This window comes from Streptomyces sp. NBC_00286, from assembly GCF_036173125.1.
Classification (GTDB): Bacteria; Actinomycetota; Actinomycetes; order Streptomycetales; family Streptomycetaceae; genus Streptomyces.
The window spans coordinates 5444016-5462045 of the sequence record NZ_CP108054.1; the positions used below are offsets into that span (position 1 = coordinate 5444016).

12 protein-coding genes, 1 tRNA gene and 1 riboswitch are annotated in these 18030 nt (G+C 71.0%); of the genes, 7 read left to right on the top strand and 6 right to left on the bottom strand.

Going from position 1 to position 18030, the window contains the following annotated elements; translation table 11 throughout:
- Position 1 precedes the first annotated feature (1 nt).
- On the bottom strand, positions 2–520 hold the full coding sequence (locus OHT21_RS25040; RefSeq protein WP_328770575.1) for a MarR family winged helix-turn-helix transcriptional regulator: 519 nt from the start codon (positions 518–520) through the stop codon (positions 2–4).
- A 68-nt stretch (positions 521–588) separates the two neighbouring features.
- Between OHT21_RS25040 and OHT21_RS25045 the strand changes: the two genes are divergently transcribed.
- From OHT21_RS25045 to OHT21_RS25060, 4 genes are all read left to right on the top strand, one after another.
- Entirely contained in the window at positions 589–1734 is a 1146-nt protein-coding gene (locus OHT21_RS25045) for a dihydrofolate reductase family protein (protein ID WP_328770576.1), read from the top strand.
- An 80-nt stretch (positions 1735–1814) separates the two neighbouring features.
- Positions 1815–1888: transfer RNA gene (locus OHT21_RS25050), tRNA-Met, on the top strand.
- Positions 1889–1961: 73 nt separating this feature from the next.
- Positions 1962–3161, top strand: a complete 1200-nt coding sequence (locus OHT21_RS25055) for a PP2C family protein-serine/threonine phosphatase (RefSeq protein ID WP_328770577.1) — start codon at positions 1962–1964, stop codon at positions 3159–3161.
- 283 nt (positions 3162–3444) lie between these two features.
- Positions 3445–3601: riboswitch (cyclic di-AMP (ydaO/yuaA leader) on the top strand.
- A gap of 10 nt (positions 3602–3611) precedes the next feature.
- The gene (locus OHT21_RS25060; RefSeq protein WP_328770578.1) at positions 3612–4625 is read left to right on the top strand and encodes a M23 family metallopeptidase; all 1014 of its coding nucleotides are present in this window, start codon (positions 3612–3614) and stop codon (positions 4623–4625) included.
- Between the two features lie 96 nt (positions 4626–4721).
- Here OHT21_RS25060 and OHT21_RS25065 read toward each other — a convergent pair whose 3' ends face one another.
- From OHT21_RS25065 to OHT21_RS25080, 4 genes are all read right to left on the bottom strand, one after another.
- The gene (locus OHT21_RS25065; RefSeq protein ID WP_328770579.1) at positions 4722–6059 is read right to left on the bottom strand and encodes a PrsW family intramembrane metalloprotease; all 1338 of its coding nucleotides are present in this window, start codon (positions 6057–6059) and stop codon (positions 4722–4724) included.
- A gap of 80 nt (positions 6060–6139) precedes the next feature.
- Positions 6140–6958: a tRNA (guanosine(46)-N7)-methyltransferase TrmB gene (gene trmB, locus OHT21_RS25070; RefSeq protein WP_328770580.1), complete on the bottom strand. Its 819-nt coding sequence runs from the start codon at positions 6956–6958 to the stop codon at positions 6140–6142.
- Positions 6959–7669: 711 nt separating this feature from the next.
- Complete coding sequence (lhgO, locus tag OHT21_RS25075) at positions 7670–8881, bottom strand: L-2-hydroxyglutarate oxidase (RefSeq protein WP_443050424.1); 1212 nt, start codon at positions 8879–8881, stop codon at positions 7670–7672.
- A 215-nt stretch (positions 8882–9096) separates the two neighbouring features.
- Positions 9097–10521: an MFS transporter gene (locus OHT21_RS25080; protein WP_328770582.1), complete on the bottom strand. Its 1425-nt coding sequence runs from the start codon at positions 10519–10521 to the stop codon at positions 9097–9099.
- 661 nt (positions 10522–11182) lie between these two features.
- Between OHT21_RS25080 and OHT21_RS25085 the strand changes: the two genes are divergently transcribed.
- On the top strand, positions 11183–13282 hold the full coding sequence (locus OHT21_RS25085) for an asparagine synthase-related protein (RefSeq protein ID WP_328770583.1): 2100 nt from the start codon (positions 11183–11185) through the stop codon (positions 13280–13282).
- 238 nt (positions 13283–13520) lie between these two features.
- Here OHT21_RS25085 and OHT21_RS25090 read toward each other — a convergent pair whose 3' ends face one another.
- Positions 13521–14390, bottom strand: coding sequence for a TetR/AcrR family transcriptional regulator (locus OHT21_RS25090; RefSeq protein WP_328770584.1), 870 nt, complete (start codon positions 14388–14390; stop codon positions 13521–13523).
- A gap of 398 nt (positions 14391–14788) precedes the next feature.
- Between OHT21_RS25090 and OHT21_RS25095 the strand changes: the two genes are divergently transcribed.
- Positions 14789–16189 (top strand): NAD(P)/FAD-dependent oxidoreductase, encoded by a 1401-nt coding sequence (locus OHT21_RS25095; protein ID WP_328770585.1) that lies wholly within the window; start codon positions 14789–14791, stop codon positions 16187–16189.
- Between the two features lie 124 nt (positions 16190–16313).
- Positions 16314–18005, top strand: a complete 1692-nt coding sequence (locus tag OHT21_RS25100; RefSeq protein ID WP_328770586.1) for an ATP-binding SpoIIE family protein phosphatase — start codon at positions 16314–16316, stop codon at positions 18003–18005.
- Positions 18006–18030: the final 25 nt, after the last annotated feature.

Below are 18030 nucleotides of genomic sequence, written 5' to 3' on the forward strand. Positions count from 1 at the left end.
CTTACGAACACTGCTGACTCGACGACCGCCGCCGCCACGGCAGGTCGTCCGACGCGGCCTTCCCCCCGTCCCCCTGAAGCGCCGCCGCAACCCCCGTGAAGATCTCCTCCAACTGCCCCACCTGCTCCTCGGTGAGGTGCTCGAACAACGCCGTGCGCACCATCTCGACATGCCCCGGCGCCGCCCGCTCCAGCACCGCCATCCCCTCGTCGGTCAGGACCGCGAGGCTCCCGCGCTTGTCCATCTGGCAGTCTTCGCGGCGTACGAGACCGTCCTTCTCCAGGCGGGTCACGGCGTACGTCAGCCGGCTGCGGGTGATCTTCAACGCCTGGGCGAGATCCGTCATCCGCAGAGTGCGCTGCGGAGTCTCGGAGAGGGCGGACAGGATCGTGTAGTACAGGTGCGGCATACCGGCCTCCTGTTGGAGCTGCCGGTCGAGCGCGTCCTCCAGGAGGTAGGAGGCGGCGATGTACGCGCGCCAGGCGCGTTGCTCCTCGGGGGTGAGCCAGCGGGTCGTCATGCCACCATTGTAGGTACTGTTTAAAAATTGAACCACCATCGGTCCAGTGCGAGCGGAGAGTACGCCCCATGCCCCACCCCTACGTCCTGTTGTCCGCGGCCGTCTCCCTCGACGGCTACCTGGACGACACCGGCCCCGAACGGCTGCGGCTCTCCGGCCCGGCCGACTTCGACCGGGTCGACGAGGTGCGGGCCCACTCCGACGCGATCCTGGTCGGCGCGGGCACCCTGCGCGCCGACAACCCCCGCCTCCTGGTCAACTCCGCCGAACGGCGCGCGGCCAGGGTCGCGGACGGCCGCCCGGAGTACCCGCTGAAGGTCACCGTCAGCGGCCGCGGAGACCTGGACCCGGCCCTCAACTTCTGGTCCACGGGCGGCGAGAAGGTCGTGTACACGACGGACCAGGGCGCCACGAAAGCCAACGCGGCCCTCCGCGGCCTCGGCGTCGACGTCGTCCCCGTAGGCCCGGAGCTCGACTGGCCGGCCGTACTCGAGCATCTTCACGACGTACGAGGCGTACGGCGGCTCATGGTCGAAGGCGGCGGGCGCGTGCATACGCAGCTGCTCCAGGAGGGCCTCGCGGACGAGCTGCAGCTCGCGCTCGCGCCCCTCCTCGTCGGGCAGCCGGACGCGCCCCGGATGTTCGGACCCGGCGGCTACCCGGGCGGGGTCCGCAACCGCATGCGGCTCGTGGAAACCCGGCCGGTGGGCGATGTGGTGCTCATGCGCTACGTGCCCACGGCGCCCGGCGCGGGCGGGCTGGCCTCCGCCGCCGACCGGCACTGGCTGGAGGTCGCCTGCGAGCTCGCCGCCCAGTGCCCGCCCTCACGGACCGCGTTCAGCGTCGGCGCGGTCGTCGTCGCGGCGGACGGTACGGAACTGGCCCGCGGGTACTCCCGCGAGTCCGACGAGGTCTCGCACGCCGAGGAGGCCGCGCTCGCGAAGCTCGACCCGGCCGACCCGCGCCTGCCCACCGCCACCGTCTACAGCAGCCTGGAACCCTGCGCCCGCCGCGCCTCCCGGCCCGCCCCCTGCGCCCGGCTGATCCTCGACGCGGGAGTACGCCGCGTGGTCACCGCCTGGCGCGAGCCGGACACGTTCGTCCGGTCCGCCGACGGCAGCGGACTGCTGGCCGCCGAGGGCGCCGAGGTCGTCGTACTCCCGGAATACGCGGAACGGGCCGCCGAGCCCAACCGCCATCTGCTCGGCCAGTGACCGGGAGGGATCGGTTGAGGGCAGGCGGCGAAAACCCGTGTGCAGAGCGTCCCGCGGATGGCGTACACTGGTCCTACCGACGCGGGGTGGAGCAGCTCGGTAGCTCGCTGGGCTCATAACCCAGAGGTCGCAGGTTCAAATCCTGTCCCCGCTACTGAACACTCAGGGCCGGAACCTACGGGTTCCGGCCCTGAGTGCTTTCCGGGGTTCCCGCCGGTCCTGTCCCGATGGCTACGCTCACCCACTCGGCCCGCACAGGTCGCCCCCCGACCACCCGCCGGGAACCCTGGACGGAGCGCGGTGACGCGGTGAAGGGCAGGAGACCAGTGGCGGGGCCCGGAGAAGTGGAGACTGGCGGACGGAGCGTCGCGTACCTCCGCACCCTCGTCCAGGCCCTCCCGGTGCTGCTGATCATCGCGGGGGTCTGCTACGACCTCCTCACCCCTCCTCCCTTCACCGCGGTGCCCTTCTTCACGGTCGCTCCGCTCATCGCCGCGCCCCTCTCCACCTTCGCCAACACGCTGCGCACCGGAGTCGTGTCCGTCGCCGCCCTCTCCCTGCTGCACATCAGGGGCGACTTCGACGCGGGCGCCGCCACCGAGGTGGCCACCGCGGCCGCCGTCGCCGTGCTGGCGCTCGCCATCAACCGCCTCGTACGCCGCAGTGACCAACGTCTCGCCTCTGCCCGCGAGATCGCGGAGGCGGCCCAGCGCGCCGTACTGCCCGAACCGGCCGAACGGATCGGCGGGCTCGACATCGCGGCGCGGTACGAGGCGGCTCAGGCGGACGCGTTCATCGGGGGCGATCTGTACGCCGTGCAGGACACCCCGCACGGCGTACGGCTCATCGTCGGCGACGTACGCGGGAAGGGCATGGGCGCGGTGGCGGCCGTGGCCGTGCTCATCGGGGCCTTCCGGGAGGCCGCCGAGCAGGAGGCGACCCTGGAGGCGGTGGCGCAGCGGCTGGAGCGGGCGTTGGTGCGCGAGGCCGCCCGGCGCGGCGGCCTCGAGGCGTTCGAGGGCTTCACCACCGCCGTACTGGCCGAGATCCCGCACGCCGACGCCGTCGTACGCCTCGTCCACCGCGGCCACCCGGGACCGCTCCTGCTCTACGGCGACGGCTCGCTGGACACGCTGAAGGACGAGGACCCCGCACTGCCGCTCGGGATGGGCGAGTTGGGCCCGTGGCCCGACCGGGCGCAGGAGGTCCCGTTCCCCGGCGGAGCCACCCTGCTCTTCTACACGGACGGGGTGACCGAGGCCCGGGACCGGCACGGCGTCTTCTTCGACCCGGCGGACAGACTCGCGGGCCGGACCTTCCACGGACCCCGGGCGCTGCTCGCCACGCTCGTGGAGGAAGTCGTACGGCACACGGGAGTCGGCGGCGCGACGGACGACATGGCGCTGCTGGCGGTCCGGAGACCGTGAGGCCGACGCGTGAGGCGGACGCGTGATGCCGGAGGCGGCCTCGTATCACCTTCCGTAGTCGGACGAACCCACTCCGCATAACAACTGAAACATTGTCAACAGCAGTCACAGCAGTGAATTGGAGCTGAGTCACGATCAACTCGCCCGATTCATCCCACTGATGACCTGAAAGTCCAGGCCAAGACTGCCAACGAATCTCCAGAACAGCTTGGAATCCAGGGCCTGCCTCTATTAACGTTCGATAACGCAGCGCGGTCGTCCCAGCCGACACAAGAGTCGGCTCCGTGCGCACGCGCCGAATCCTGCAAAGGAACCGGGGAACCACCAACTTGGGGTGAATCGGGCGTCGTTCCCGGTGGAGACACCGTGAGCAACGCACGTAGGAGACCTTCCTGCTCCGAACCCGTCAGCTAACCCGGTAGGCGGAAGGAAGGAAAGGAGTGCGCCTACGTGGCGTCCAACCGGCCTGCCCCCCAGACTTCGTTCGCGCCGAATGAGGAACCTGACACATTCGGCTACGGCAAACGCCAGGACGAGGAGACCTGGGAGGAGTGGAACCCCTCTGAGGATTCCCTCAAGCCCGTACGCGGCAGGCACCGCGTCGGCAAGCAGCGCGGCGGAGGCCTCGCACGCAGCTCCACGGTTCTGGGCGTCGGCGTCATCGCCGCCGTCAGCGCGGGCGGCATGGCCAGCGCGAACACCGGCAAGCCGCCGGTCTCGATCACTCTGCCCGACCTTCCGCTGATCTCGGGCGACACCGACGAAGAGCCCGGTTCCACGACTCCGCTCACCCACGCCGGTCTGAGCGCCGCGGACGCCGAGCAGGGCAACTCCGACGCCGGCGAGGCCCTTCGCGCCCGCATCATCCTCCAGGCCGAGCGCCAGCAGGACCAGGTCGACCAGGAGGCCAGGCAGGCCGCGGCGACCGCAGCCGCGAAGAAGGCCGCCGAGCAGGCCGCCAAGGAGCGCCAAGAGGCCAAGGCCAAGGCCGAAGCCGCCAAGGAGAAGGCGGCGGAGGAGGCCCGGCAGAAGGCTGAGGCGGAGCGCCTCGCCGAGCTCGCCAAGAGCTTCGCGCTGCCGACGTCCTCGTACACCATCACCTCGACCTTCGGGCAGTCCGGCGCGCTGTGGTCCTCCGGCACCCACACCGGCCTGGACTTCGCCGCTCCCTCGGGTACGCCGCTCAAGGCCGTCCACAGCGGCACCATCACCGAGGCCGGCTGGAACGGTTCGTACGGCTACCTCACGAAGCTCAAGCTCGACGACGGCACGGAGGTCTGGTACGCCCACCAGTCCTCGATCAGCGTCAGCGTCGGCCAGAAGGTCAGCACGGGCGAGGTCATCGGCCGCGTCGGCGCGACCGGCAATGTCACCGGGGCGCACCTCCACATGGAGGTCAAGACGGCGGGCGGCGACGGGATCGACCCGATGGCCTGGCTGCGGAGCAAGGGGCTCAACCCGTAAGTCCCGCAAGGTCTTTGACGCCATCCGCTTTCGGACGAGAAGCGGGTGGCGTCTTGGTTTTCGCTTGGTTTCGCCTGGTTCCGGGCTAGCTCCGGGCTAGTTCCGGTAGGGGTTGTACGCCGGGTAGGGCGACCCTTGGCCGTACGAGTTCCCGTAGGTGTTCCCGTACGTCGGCCACGGCGGCGGCGCCGGAGGAGGAGCCGTGGCCCGGGCCGCGTACGCCAGTGCGGGGCGGGCCAGCTCGCGGCGGGCCCAGAGCTCGTGGAGCAACTCCCGTTCCCGTACGACGAAATCGGTGCCCGCGCGGCCGCGGCGCCCCCGGTGGCGGAGGAACGCGAGAGAGGTCGCGTACGCCTCGTACTCCGCGACCGCCCGCCCCGCAGGCCGCCCTCCGTGATGCGTGGCCCACTCGCGGGCCAGCTTCCGCGCCTTCATCGAGCCGAGCACGAACGGCTCGGGAACCGTCAGCCAGCCCGCCATCGCGTACGCGGGCAGTTCGGTGCGGATCGTGCCGAGTTCGCGCTGCCGGGTCCAGATGGCCAGCCAGGTCAGCAGGCCGAACGCGGGCACCATGAACGCCGCGTACACCGCGAAGAAGCCGTACGTGCCGAAGGTCGACGAGCCGTTCCAGAGAGCATGCATGCCCATCGCCAGCAGCAGGCCCGTGAAGGGCAGCAGTACGCGTCGTATGTGCTGGCGGTCCGCGGAGAGCGCCGCGATGCCGAAGCCGATGCCGGTGAGCACGGTGAACAGCGGATGCGCGAAGGGCGACATGATCACGCGTACGAAGAAGGTGGCGGCGGTGACGGAGGCGATGCCGCCGTCACCGCTGCTCAGCTGGTCGGTGCCGAAGGCGGTGCCGAGGTAGAGGATGTTCTCGGTGAACGCGAAGCCGGTCGCGGTGACTCCGGCGATCACCACGCCGTCGACGATCCCGGTGAAGTCCCGTCTGCGGAACAGGAACACGAGTAAGACGGCGGCGGCCTTCGCGGTCTCCTCCACGACGGGTGCTATGACGGTCGCGCCGATCGTGTCGGCGCTGGAGGGGTCCGCGGTGGCGGTGGCTATCCAACGCGTGGCGAAACTGTTCGCCACGATCGCTATCAGCGCCGCCGCGCAGGCCCCCCAGGCGAACGCGAACGTCAGGTTCCGCCAGGGCCCCGGTTCGACCCGGTCCAGCCAGCGGAACGCGGCGATCAGCAGCGGGACGGGCAGTACGGCGAGGCCGAGGCCCACCAAAAAGCCCTCGGTACCGGTCTGTTCGCGGACCAGGGCCAGGATGACCAGACCGGAGAGGGCGAGCAGGGTGATCAGCGCGCCGTAACGCACCCACCTGCGGCGCCACCAGTGTGTATGCCGCCGGGTGCCTCCGGCGGGGGTGCCGGGGGGTGGGGGGTACGGCGGGTACGCCGGGTACGGGGGACTGGTGGACACAACATCGACCCTAACCAGGGAGAGGGTGGGCTCGCGACGGTACGTTTGCGCCCCGCTGGGTTCGCTGGGTTCGGGATGGCTTATGGGGTGCTGCGTCGGGCGTCGTGTCGGGTGCTGTGCGGCACGCGGTGGAACAGCAGGTCGTGCACCACATGGCCCTTGTCCAGGCCCTGGCTCTCGAAACGGGTCAGCGGGCGGAAGTCCGGGCGGGGCGCGTAGCCGCCGTCCGGCTGGGAGTTCTCGAAGTCCGGGTGCGCGCTGAGGACTTCGAGCATCACCTCGGCGTACGGCTCCCAGTCCGTGGCACAGTGCAGCAGCGCACCGGGCTTGAGGCGGGACGCGGCGAGTGTGAGGAATGCCGGCTGGATCAGGCGGCGCTTGTGGTGGCGCTTCTTGGGCCAGGGGTCCGGGAAGTAGACGCGCAGCCCGCTGAGGGAGTCCGGCTGGAGCATCTCCCTGAGCAGGATGATCGCGTCGCCGTTGGCGACCCGGATGTTGGACAGACCCTTCCGGTCCGCGAGATTGAGCAGGTTGCCCTGGCCAGGGGTGTGCACATCGACGGCGAGGATGTTGGTCTCGGGATCCTCGGCGGCCATCTGCGCGGTGGCCTCGCCCATCCCGAACCCGATCTCCAGCACGACGGGCTTGTCGTTCCCGAACAGATCGCTCAGATCGATCTTCCGCCGCCCATCGATATCCAGCCCCCACTTGGGCCACAGCCGCTGCAAGGCGTCCGCCTGCCCATGGGTGACCCGGCTCCGGCGCGGCTGGAAGCTACGGATCCGGCGCTCGAAGTGGGAGCCGGCCGGGTCGGCGCGGGGCCCGTCGGGGAAGCGGGGTTCGCCTTTGGCACGGGGGCGGGAGGGGCGCGGCTCTTCGGTGTTTTGACGCTCAGACACAGTGCGTTTGATTGTACGAGTGCCTCCGGCGGTTGGGTTCGTTGTCGGCTGACGGCGCCGTTGTGGCTGGTCGCGCCCACGCGGGGTGCCTCCGGCGGTTGGGCGGCTGCGGGTGCGTTGTGGTTGCTCGCGCCCGCGCGGCGGAGCCGCATATGTCACAGTCTCGCGCCGTTTGGGTGGGTGGTGGGTGCGGGGCCGCGTCGGGGGTGTCCGTCCTCGGACCGGCGCGCGTTGCTGTCGGCTGGTAGGGGGTGCCGGTGTTGGCGCGCCGGCCGCTGCGGGCGCACACCCCCGCCCCGTCCCCTTGCCGCCGTGGGCGGCTGCGGGGCCGTGGGGGTGCGGGCTCCCTCCGGGCGGCCTTTCCGGGCCGCGGGCTTGCTCGGGGCGCGGGCGCCTTCCGGGCCACGGGCTTGCTCGGGGCGCGGGCTCCCTCCGGGCGGGCTTACCAAGCCGCGGGCGGGTACGGGGCGAGGGCCCCTTCCGGGCCGGGGTCGCTTGATCGTCGGGGTGCGGGCAGTCGCAGGCTTTTGTTTTTAGGGGCGCGGGGAACTGCGCGACCAGCCACGACGCACCCGCAGCCGCGACACGACTGTCACCCCCCATCCCGGTAGGCACCCACCCGCCCCACCCACCCCGCCGGAGGCAGCGGGGCCTGGGGGCGCAGCCCCCAGTTTCGGGAAGGGGCGGGGCTGGGGAAAGAAAACCCCGCGTTTACGCCCGCCCCAACGCCACCAGAACCCTCCGCCCAACCTCACGCCCAATCGGCAGCGAAGCGGTAGCCGCAGGCGACGGCGCGTTCAGCACATGAACCGTCCGAGCCCCCTCCCGCAGAAGGAAGTCGTCGACCAACGTGCCGTCCCGAAGAACCGCCTGCGCCCGAACCCCCGCAGAAGCCGGAACCAGGTCATCCGAGGTCACCGCAGGCAACAACCGCCCCACAGCCTCAGCAAACGCCCTCTTCGACACCGACCGCCGCAGCTCACCCCCGCCATACCGCCAATGCCGCCGAGCAATCCGCCAAGCCCCCGGCCAGGCAAGCGTCGCCCCCAACTCCCGAGCCCGCACAGTCCGCCAGTCATACCCCTCCCGGGCCAAGGCAGGCACAGCATTCGGCCCGATATGAACACCCCCGTCGATCCCTCGAGTGAGATGCACCCCGAGGAACGGAAACGCAGGATCCGGCACCGGATAAACCAGCCCCTTCACCAGCCAAGGCCGCGCCAGCGAGTAGTACTCACCCCGGAACGGCACGATCCGCATCCCAGGCTCGTCCCCAGCAAGCCGAGCGATCTCGTCACAGTGCAGCCCCGCACAGTTGACGAGCACACGCGCGCGTACGACGTCCCCATCGCCCGTACGCACGGCGACCCCGAGGTCAGGCCGCCGATCGATGTACGTGACCTCCGCCCCGTACCGAATCGTCGCCCCCGAAGCCTCCGCAAGCTGCCGAGCGACCCCCACGAAGTCGCAGACCCCGGTCGTGGCGACGTGAATGGCGGCGAGCCCCCGCACCTCCGGTTCGTACTCGGCGATCTGGGACGCCCCCAGCTCCCGTACCGGAATCCCGTTCTCCCGCCCCCGCTGCACCAGCGCATGCAGCCGAGGCAACTCGTCCCGCTCCGTGGCGACGATCAGCTTCCCCGTCACGGCATGCGCGATCCCGTACTCCGCACAGAACTTGACCATCTCGGCCGCGCCCCGCACGGCAAACCGCGCCTTGAGCGACCCCGGCCGGTAGTAGATCCCGCTGTGGATCACCCCGCTGTTACGCCCCGTCTGGTGCCGAGCCGGCCCCGGCTCCTTCTCCAGCACCATCACCCGAGTCCCCGGCGCGGCCCGCGTAATCGCATAGGCCGTGGACAGCCCGACGATCCCCCCGCCGACCACGACCACATCACAGTCATAAACGATCACGCGCGGCACCTTCCCACCTCCCACTTAGATAGTGCACTGCGCCACTGACAACGCGCCGAAACCCGGAAGTCGCCGCAAGGCGGCGCGGCCGCTTGAGGGGCCGCAGGCCCGAAGGGGGCGCGGGGCTGTGTCGATCTGCGGCTCCGCCGCGTGGGCGCGAGCAACCACAACGAACCCGCAGCCCCAAAACAACATCAACTAGGCAGATGCGAAGGCACCCAGCCCTACGCGGGAGCGACTAGCAACGGCCGAGCCCTCTCCCGCAACTCAACAACCCGCGGCTCATCCCCATACGGCTCCAGCCGATGCAGAAGATCCTTCACGTACTCGGTGGTGCGCGCCGACGAAATCCGCCCCGCCACCTCCACCGCCCGCACCCCCTGCTCACACGCCGCGTCCAGGTTCCCGGACTCGAGCTCGGCAACCGCCGACACCACAAGCCGCAGCCCATGCGACCGCACAAACTCCTCCGTCGGCTTCGACAACGCCTGCTCGGTGAAGCGCCGCACCTGCCGAGGAGCCTTGAGATCGCGGTAACACTCCGCGGCATCGGCGGCGAAACGGTCGTACGAGTAGAAGCCGAGCCACGACGGGTCCTGGTCGCCGTCGCGGGCCCGCTCCAGCCAGCCCTCGGCGGCCTTCAGGGCCCCGCCGGCCGCCTGGGCGTCACCCGCGCGCGCGTGCGCGCGTGCCTCGACGAGGCTGAAGAAGCTCATGGTGCGGGCCGTCGCGAGGCCACGGTTGCGCTCCAGGGCGGCCTGGGCGAGGTCGACGCCCTCGTCGCCGAAGCCGCGGTACGTCGCTTGGAGGGACATGGAGGCGAGTACGTAGCCCCCTAGAGGCACATCGGCAGCCGCGCGCGCGAGACGCAGGGCCTGGATGTAGTACCGCTGGGCGGCCTCCTGCTGGCCGGTGTCGAAGGCCATCCACCCGGCAAGGCGGGTCAGTTCGGCCGAGGCGCCGAACAACGCCCGGCCCACCTCGTCCGAGTACGCGCCGAGCAGCAGCGGTGCCGCCTCCACTCGCAAGCACTCGGGCACCATGGACGAACGCCAGTCGCCGCCTCCGTACTTGGAGTCCCAGCGCCTGGCGTCCTCGGCGGCCTCACGCAGCTTCTGTACGTCGCTGTGGCCGACTTTCAGCGGTGCTCCGGAGCCGTCCACCGGGCTCGCGTCGCGGGCCACCGAACTGTCGGCCGGGGTTATCAGCCACCGGGAGGCGGGAGTCGCGTACGCGCTCACCGCGAACGAACCGGCCAGCGACTGCCAGATGCCTCCGGAGCCGGCTTTGCGCCCGGCGAGGTCGAGACGGTACAGGTCCGTCGCGGCGCGCACGGCCTGTCCTACGTCACGGGGGAAGGCGAGGCCCACTTCCGGGGCGGGATCCGCGTCCGCCAGACCGATCTCGTGGAGCGGTACGGGCCGGCCGAGCTTCTGGCCGATGGCCGCGGCGATGAGATGCGGGGCGGCACCCTGCGGCACCATGCCCTTCGACACCCATCTCGCCACCGAGGTCTTGTCATAGCGAAGAGTCAGTCCGCGCTGTGCGCCAAGATCGTTGACGCGACGGGCGAGGCCTGCGTTGCTGATTCCCGCGAGGGCGAGAACGGCGCCGAGTTTTTCGTTCGGCCCGCGTTGCTCCCTGGACATGCGCCACCCCTCGACACAGACGGCTGCCGCGTTGGCATAACCACGCGGCATTCGTAAACCCAGCGTAGTTCGCCGCATCCCATGCGTTAAGAGGCATAGTTCCGGATGGCGGGATTGTGGTCCGCGGGGAAGTACGCAGCGTTGTGGTGTGCTCCCGGTGTGTGGCTGTGCGCCCGGCCGTGCGCTCTTCTCCGGCCATCGTCGAATCGCTTCCATGGATCCTGCGTGGGTCGGCCCGCTGTACTGGATCCAGCGGGCTGGGGGACACCGCCGTCACATATCCCCGCGGGCGGCGGACCGGTCCGGGAGGCGAACTCCGCCTCCCGGATCGTGCGTTGAGCAAAGCCTGTACGGAGCGTGTGCACGCCCGTGCGCCCACCGCCGATTTGGCTGATTTTCGCCCCTGCCTTCTGCGCCCGAAAATCCCTTCTACCATGGCAGTTGAGGGCGCGTTGGGTGTCGTGGGGGAGCGAACCGGGGGCGCATTCGCGTCGTAATCTCCGTGCTCCGTGCGTGCGTTCGCTCCATTGCGGGCATCTCCCAAGGGGCGCACTCTGGGGTGCACAAGCGGCGGCAGGGACCCACCGGCGCGCTCTCTTCGTGGCAGCATGGTGCCCAGTTCGTACGGTGCACTGGTTGTCCACAGCCTGTGGAGGCGGCGATGCGGTGGTTGGTGGGGTGGAGCAGTACCGCCACTGCGGCTCCTGAGGCCGGCTCGGCGGGGGCCACGGGAAGCGACGGCGAGACCGTGCACCCGGTGGGGTCCCAACTCCTGTGGGGCGACCCGGATCCGCTCTGGGCGGTCGGCGACTGGCGCCCCGACGAGGTGCGCGTCGTGAAGGCCGACGCACAGAACCGGATCGCGGTGCTCGGCACCTGCGGCGCCTCCGACGAACAACTGCGCGTGGGCCTGGTCGCCGCGCGCGGAGGGGCACTTCGCCATCTGACGGCCTGGTCCGGCAGCTACACCGCCGTCGTCCAGGTGGGCCGCCGGGTGATGGTGTGCGGCGATCTGGCGGGCGCACGGCCGGTGTTCTACACCCCCTGGGCGGGCGGCACGGCGTACGCCACGGCCGCGCTCCCCCTCGCCGACCTCATCGAGGCCAACCTCGACTTCGGACACCTCGCAGCCATCCTCGCCGCCCCCGACGTACCCGCCGCCCTGCACAACTCCACGCCCTACCAGGGCGTGCAGCGCATTCCGCCGGGGCACGCGCTGGTCCTGCGCGCCGGCGCACGCGAGATCGCCGGGTACGAACAGGTGGCCTCCCTCGCCGTCGCGGCCGCCACCGTCGACCCCGACAGTGCGGTGGACGCCGTACGCGACGCCCTGGTGGAGTCCGTACGCGCCCGTCTCGCCGCTCCCCGCCATGTTCCCGGCGCCGATGTGGACCCTGGCCCCGTGCCCGGCATGGGCCCCGCCGAGCGGCGTGCGGCGCGCGGCATGCCCGTACCCGGCATAGGAGCCGACCTCTCCGGAGGCCCCGCTTCGGGAACTCTCGCCCTCCTTGCCGCCGGCCTCCCCGGAATGCCGGGCACCGTCCTGGGGCACGGCACGGGCGCCGGTGAGCGTCTCCTTGCCGTCACCTTCAACGACCTCGCCGTGAAGGGCCGCGAGGCCGAACTGGAGCGCGCCGGAACCCTGGCCGCCAACCCCCGGCTGCACCACGTAGTGGTCGCCGGCGGCGAAGAGGTCCTCCCCTACGCCGAGTTGGAGGGCCCGCTGACGGACGAACCGGGCCCCTCCCTGGTGACCGCCGCCCGCCACCGCGCACGGCTCGCCGCGGGCAGCGCGGACCACTTCACGGGGTACGGCGCCCGGCAGGTCCTGGACGCACACCCGGCACGCCTCGCCGACCTCCTGATGGACCGCAAACGACGTCACCTGGTGCGCCCCGTCGCCGCGTTGGCGAAGGCGGACGGCTCGGTCCTGGTCCCCGCGCGCGTGTACGGCGCGGCGCGCAAGCTCGCCCGTACGCCCTATCTCGTCGGCATACAGGGCCTCGCCGACCGGCTGCTGCACCGGAACTTCGACGAGCCCGGAGGTGCCGTAGGGGCGTCCCTCGCCGCGCTCACCTGGGGCAGACCCGGCCCCGCCGCGCGCTGGCTCACCGGCGAGGCGCTCGCTGAAGTATCGGTTCGCCTGACGGGCGCGACGTCCCGGGCGAGCGTCGGCCCCGGCCAACGCCCCGGCGACTTCCGCGCCCGCGCCGCCCTGGCCCGGCACGCCGCCGACCTCCGCATCCTCGAACAGGCCGCCGAGGTCCGCTTCCAGCGCCTGCACGCCCCCTTCCTCGACAACCAGGTCGTACGCGCCTGCCGCGCCCTCCCGGAGGCCCTCCGAGTCCAGCCCGGCGCCCGCGCCGCCATACTCCGTACGGTCCTGGAAGGCGCCGGAGTAGCCGACCTCCCCCCGGGCTGGGGCGCCCCCTCCCACGCCACCTCAGCAGCCGCAGCCCGCACGGGCCTGCGAGCCGCCGCCGACACCCTCGTCGACCTCTTCGACACCCCGCTCCTGGCCCAGGCAGGCCTGATAGAGGCCAGGGTCGTCCGCAAGGCCCTCCGAGCGGCGGCGGAGGGCGAGCCGTTGCCCCTGGAGGGCCTGGCGGACCTCGTCTCCCTGGAGGTGTGGCTGGGCCGCCTGCTGGACCGCAGGGGCACATGCTGGACGGGCACACCTGCGCGGGCGCGGGCGGTGCCTGGGGGGATTGCTCCGGAGCGGGGGGCGTTGGGGGCGGGAGCGACGGCTCGACGGGGGTAGGTTTCTCGCCCCCGCCGCCCTTACCCGTCCCATCCCTGGGGCTCCGCCCCCGACCCCGGTCCTCAAACGCCGGACGGGCTGATTTTCAGCCCGTCCGGCGTTTGAGGACGAGGCCGTTCAGGCCGATGCGGGGTCTGGGGCGCAGCCCCAGCGGGGGTCCAGGGGGCGGAGCCCCTTGGCTACGGGAAGGGGCGGGCTTGGGGAAAAGAAACCCCACACCCGCCCCAGCCCCATCGCCCTACGCGGGACGCGACCGCAGCCCCTCCAGCAGTATGTCCAGCAACCGCGCCGAAGCCGCAGCCTGCTGCGCCGCATCCGGCAGCGAAGGCGCCGCCGTGGCGATGACCAGCAGAACGTCCGACACGGTCACGTCCGCCCGCAGCTCACCCGCCGCCCGAGCCCGCTCCACAAGCCGCCCCACAACCTCGAGCAGCTGCGCAGCCCCGGCGTCGTCGACCTCCGCGACCTCCCCGTCGGAGGCCGACCGCTGCTCCACGAGCCGCAGCTCACCCGAGCCCGAGCCCGAGGCCAAACCCGAGCCCGAACCGGAGACAGACCCCGAACCGGAGACGGACCCCGACCCGTTGCCGGATCCCGCCCCGGACGCAGACACCGGCTGAACCCGCTGCTGCGGCACCAGCGCCTCGTCGAGAACGGCACCGTCCTCCACGACGCCAACCCGCAACACCTGCGGAGGCAACAACCGCCCCGCCCCCGACGCCACAGACGTCCGCAGGAAGCGCGAGAGCGCCGACCACGGCTCGTCCTCCTGGCCGAGCGCCGAACGGGCCTGGTCGGTCAGCCGGGAGGTCTCCTCCTCGGCGATCCGCCGGACCAGGACGTCCTTGCTCGGGAAGCGCCGGTACACCGTGCCGACGCCGACCCGTGCGCGCCGCGCCACGTCCTCCATCGGCGCGCCGTACCCCAGCTCGCCGAAGACTTCGCGCGCCGCACGCAGTACGTGCTCCAGATTGCGCTGTGCGTCCACGCGCAGCGGTGTCGACCGCGATGCGTCCCCCGCACCACGTCCGTTCCCCATCGCCGCACCGACCGCGCCGCCGGAAGCGATGGCAGACGCAGTTGACCAATGAGTTTCTTGAACATGCATATGTGTTCCCCCGGTAATGACGTCTCCCCCCGGAGACTCTCCCCGCCATTGACAAGCCGGAGCGGAGCGGAACAGGCATCGGTCCCACGACCCGGATACCCGTCGTACCAGTCGTGCGGGCCGGCCGAGTGCTTCCCCCTACACCCCGATGAGAGACGAACAATAGTTGAGCAAGGGTCAATTCAGAAGGGGCAGGTTCCGCACAGTGCGCCCCTCGATCGGAGTACGGGCCGCTTACGTCCCGATTAAGACACGTACAAGCACCCCATACTCCCCATCTGACCTGCACATCTTCCGCGCACTCCGGCAAATCGGCCAACTCTGCGCGTCTCAGGCGGTCGGTCACACAAATTGCCGGGGCTGTGGACAAAATCAAGAGCGCGTTGCGTCATGGGTGGGTGAAGACTGCGATCAACCGGGGGGCAACCCCCGGACCCCGGAACGGTACGCGCATTCTCATCGTCGGCGGTGGTTACGTCGGGATGTACACGGCTCTGCGTCTCCAGCGGAAGCTGAAACAGGAGCTCAAACGTGGCGACGTAGAAATTGTCGTGGTCACGCCAGACCCATATATGACCTATCAGCCGTTCCTGCCCGAAGCCGCCGCCGGAAACATCTCGCCCCGCCACGTCGTCGTGCCGCTGCGCCGCGTCCTCGACCAGTGCAAGATCGTCATCGGCGAGGCGCAGTCCATCGACCACGCCAAGCGCACCGCGACCCTCACCACCCTGGCCACCCAGGAGGAGGGCGCGGAGCCGGAGCAGATCTCCTACGACCAGCTCGTCCTCGCGCCCGGCTCCATCTCGCGCGTCCTCCCGGTCCCCGGCCTCGCCGACCACGGCATCGGCTTCAAGACCGTCGAAGAGGCCATCGGCCTGCGCAACCACGTCATCGAGCAGATGGACATCGCCTCCTCCACCCGCGACCCCGCGATCCGCGACGCGGCCCTGACCTTCGTCTTCGTAGGGGGCGGTTTCGCCGGAGTGGAGGCCCTCGGTGAACTCGAGGACATGGCCCGCTACACCGCGCGCTACTACCACAACGTCCAGCCCGAGGACATGAAGTGGATCCTCGTAGAGGCCTCGAACCGCATCCTGCCCGAGGTCGGCGAGGAGATGGGCAAGTACACCGTCACCGAGCTGCGCCGCCGCAATATCGACGTACGCCTGGAGACGCGCCTCGAGTCCTGCGTTGACCGGGTCGCCGTACTGAGTGACGGCGCGCGCTTCCCGACCCGTACGGTCGTCTGGACCGCCGGCGTCAAACCGCACCCCATCCTGGCCGCCACCGACCTCCCGCTGAACGAACGCGGACGCCTCAAGTGCACCGCCGAGCTGACCGTCGAGGGCGTCACGCACGCGTGGGCCGCCGGAGACGCCGCCGCCGTCCCCGACGTCACCGCCAAGGAGCCCGGCACGGAGACCGCCCCCAACGCCCAGCACGCGGTGCGCCAGGCCAGGACCCTCGGCGACAACATCGTCCACTCCCTGCGCGGAGAGCCCCTGGAGACGTACTCCCATGCGTACGCCGGCTCGGTGGCCTCTCTGGGACTGCACAAAGGCGTCGCGCACGTCTACGGGCGCAAGTTGAAGGGCTACTCCGCCTGGTTCATGCATCGCACGTACCACCTGAGCAGGGTGCCGACCTTCAACCGCAAGGCCCGGGTGATGGCCGAGTGGACGCTGGCGGGGCTCTTCAAGAGGGAGATCGTCTCCCTCGGTTCGCTCGAACATCCCCGTGCGGAGTTCGAACTCGCGGCCGGTGGAAAGCCTCCAGAGGACCCGAAGGGGTCGTCCTGACCGGACTCAGGAACTCCACCTCAGGGACCGGCGTCTGACGGATGTCGGTCCGGTCGGACACACTGGTCCACGACCATGGGCGGGCCGACCGCTCGCCCTTCAATCCCACGAGGCCTGTCCCACAGTGAACTTCACGCGCTTGAGCGCCCTGCTCCCCGGAACGCAGCGCCGCGCCGAGGCGCGGACCGGCAGCTCGTCGAACGCGCTCCCCCCGGAGGGCGGCTCCGTGCCCGCGGCCCGCGCCGAGCGGCAACACGGCAAGGAAGCCGCCGAAGACGCCGACACCGACGACCCCAAAACCCAACCGGTCCCCGCCGTCGACGAACTGCCGGTCCGCGAGGTCCTCGACCGCATCCCGGCCCTCGTCGCCCTCGTACACGGCCGGGAGCACCGCCTCGCGTACGTCAACGACGCCTACGTAGCGGCCTTCGGCGCACGTCCGGTCGGCGAGCCAGCGCGCGAGGCGCTGCCCGAGCTGGAGGAGATCGGCCTCCTGTCCCTCCTCGACCAGGTCCTGCGCAGCTCCAAGCCCCGTACGGTCCTGTCCCGCAAGGTCCCCAGCGGCCGCTCGTACACCTTCACGTGCACCCCCGTGCCCATCGACGGATCCACCCCTGAAGGAGGCGGCGTACTGATCTTCGCCGCCGACGTCACCGACCAGGCCGTGGCCGCCGACCGCCTCCGCCTCAGCGAACGCGAACTCCGCGAGACCGCGGTCACCCTCCAACGTTCCCTGCTGCCCCAGGACCTGGAGGAACCCGACGACCTGCGCGTCGCCGCCGTCTACCACCCCGGCGGCACGGAGGCCGCGGTCGGCGGCGACTGGTACGACGTCATCACCCTCGGCGGCGGCCGTACGGCACTGGTCATCGGCGACGTCATGGGCCGCGGCGTCCGCGCGGCAGCCGTCATGGGCCAACTCCGCACCGCCGTCCGCGCGTACGCCCGCCTCGACCTGCCCCCGCACGAGGTCCTCCAGCTCCTCGACGGCCTCGCCACGGAGATCGACGCCAACCAGATCGCCACCTGCGCGTACGCCGTCCACGACCCCAACGAGGGCCGCCTCGTGTACGCCTCCGCCGGCCACCTCCCGATCCTCGTACGCGACGACAGCGGCACCGTCCTGCGCGCCGAGGAACCCATCGGCCCGCCCCTCGGCACGGGCGGCTGGATGCACTCCTCCGGCTCCATCCCGCTCGGCCCCGGCTCCACCGCCGTGCTCTACACGGACGGCCTCGTCGAGCGCCGCGACAAGGACCTCGACGAGGGCATCGCCGCCCTGGAGGAGGCCCTCGCGGGCGCCACCGGCACACCCCAGGTGATCTGCGACCGCCTCGTCCGCTCGGCGGGCATGACGGCCGACCACGACGACGACGTGGCGGTCCTGGTGCTCCAGCACCCTTCCCGTACGGGTTCCGACGGCGAACTCTTCCGAAACGCCGCCCTGGAGCTGCTCGGCGGCGTGGAAGCGGCCCCACGCGCGCGTGCCTTCGCCTCCGGCGTCCTGACGAGCTGGCGCTTCCCCACGGACCTGCACGACCTCGGCGTCCTCGCCGCCAGCGAACTCGTCGCCAACTCCCTCCAGCACGGCACCCCGCCCATGCGCCTGCGCCTGCGCCGCACGGACCGCCGCCTGATCGTCGAGGTGACCGACGGCGACGACCACCTCCCACGCCGCCGCCGCGCCGAACCCGCCGACGAGGCCGGCCGCGGCATCGCGATCATCGCCACCATCGCCTCCAACTGGGGCTCACGCCGCACACCCGGCGGCGGCAAGTCGGTGTGGTGCGAGTTCGCACTTCCGCGTGCCACTTAGATCCATGGCCGCGCGGCATCTGGCC

What these genes read in the sequence shown, in the direction of transcription:
- OHT21_RS25040 (WP_328770575.1), bottom strand. Translation starts at nt 520, where the DNA reads ATGACGACCCGCTGGCTCACCCCCGAGGAGCAACGCGCCTGGCGCGCG.
- OHT21_RS25045 (WP_328770576.1), top strand. Translation starts at nt 589, where the DNA reads ATGCCCCACCCCTACGTCCTGTTGTCCGCGGCCGTCTCCCTCGACGGC.
- OHT21_RS25055 (WP_328770577.1), top strand. Translation starts at nt 1,962, where the DNA reads ATGGCTACGCTCACCCACTCGGCCCGCACAGGTCGCCCCCCGACCACC.
- OHT21_RS25080 (WP_328770582.1), bottom strand. Translation starts at nt 10,521, where the DNA reads ATGTCCAGGGAGCAACGCGGGCCGAACGAAAAACTCGGCGCCGTTCTC.
- OHT21_RS25085 (WP_328770583.1), top strand. Translation starts at nt 11,183, where the DNA reads ATGCGGTGGTTGGTGGGGTGGAGCAGTACCGCCACTGCGGCTCCTGAG.
- OHT21_RS25090 (WP_328770584.1), bottom strand. Translation starts at nt 14,390, where the DNA reads ATGCATGTTCAAGAAACTCATTGGTCAACTGCGTCTGCCATCGCTTCC.